This window comes from Mesorhizobium sp. M4A.F.Ca.ET.020.02.1.1 (assembly GCF_004022645.1).
Taxonomy (GTDB): domain Bacteria; phylum Pseudomonadota; class Alphaproteobacteria; order Rhizobiales; family Rhizobiaceae; genus Mesorhizobium.
This window is the reverse complement of record NZ_RZOI01001181.1, coordinates 1-1,038: the sequence shown is the minus strand read 5'-3', so window position 1 is coordinate 1,038 and position 1,038 is coordinate 1. Positions and strand designations below refer to the sequence as shown.

Annotated in this window: 2 protein-coding genes; one reads left to right on the top strand and one right to left on the bottom strand. The window is 63.8% G+C overall.

From position 1 onward, the window contains the following. Positions 1-287, top strand: a 287-nt coding sequence (locus tag EN742_RS35880) for an SPOR domain-containing protein (protein WP_148670567.1), incomplete at its 5' end; no start/stop codon positions are given. Between the two features lie 42 nt (positions 288-329). Here the strand turns inward: EN742_RS35880 and EN742_RS35875 are convergent. Beyond that, complete coding sequence (locus EN742_RS35875) at positions 330-1,028, bottom strand: DnaJ domain-containing protein (RefSeq protein ID WP_128333935.1); 699 nt, start codon at positions 1,026-1,028, stop codon at positions 330-332. Positions 1,029-1,038: the final 10 nt, after the last annotated feature.

The window sequence follows — 1,038 nt, the reverse complement described above, 5'->3', positions numbered from 1 at the left end:
CGGCTGCGGCGGTCGATCCGGTCAAGACCGCTTCGGTCCCCTCCGGCTGGGCCGTGCAGGTGGCGTCCTCGCCAAAGCAATCCGAAGCCCAGGCCTTCCTCGACAAGACGAGCAAGCAGGCGCCGAAGGTGCTGGCCGACGCCGCCGGCTTCACCGTCGCCTTTGAAAAGGACGGCGTCACCTACTACCGCGCCCGCTTCGGCGGCTTCTCGTCGAAGGATGCCGCGTGGGATGCGTGCAACGCTTTGAAGAAGAAGAAGATCAGCTGTTACGCCGTCCAGCAGTAGGTCGGCTTGCAATCTCCCGGGAAATTTTTGCGTCGAAGGAGACTAGTTGTGGTTGGAGAGCAAGACGTCCTTGGCTTCATTGATTCGCGCCGCAAGGAACGACGTGCCGCCGATATCGGGGTGCAGGCGCTGCATCAGGCGGCGGTGCGCCTTGCGGACATCCGCCGCGGCGGCCCCCGCTTCAAGACCAAGGATCTTGTAGGCCTCCTCCTTAGTCATGGCGCCCGCACCTGGCGCAACACCCAGCCCTTCGCCACCGTCCGGCTCAGCGTTTTTGCGCCAGATGGGAAATCGGCCGTCAAGATACGTCTCTAGCAGCTGGCGGCTCTCCGGATCGCCGAAGAGCTCACGGTAGAGCTGCTGCAACTCGGCGAGGCTCATCGCGCCAAGCATCTTGCCTTCATGGCGGCCGGCCAGAACGAGCCCTTCCAGTCCGCCGGTCTTGTGATCAAGCTCCATTTCCAGCGCAGCAGTGCGCACAGTGGAGCGCCTGCCCGGCGGTGGTCTTGATCCGCTGCGGTTCATACGCACCGAGCCAAACCAGGCGATCGCGCCGGCCAGCATCATGCCGCCGATGCCGCTGCGGCCCACGACGAGCAAGGCTGCGCCGGCCAGCGCCAAAAGAACCGGTCCCAATGTCTTCATGCCATCGGCCATTTTCCCCGGATCGGCGCGTACGAAGATCGTGGCGGCGCCGAGGAGCAACAGAAGCAATGCGACCAATGCGATCAGTATGCCCATCAATTTCCGC

What these genes read in the sequence shown, in the direction of transcription:
- EN742_RS35875 (WP_128333935.1), bottom strand. Translation starts at nt 1,028, where the DNA reads ATGGGCATACTGATCGCATTGGTCGCATTGCTTCTGTTGCTCCTCGGC.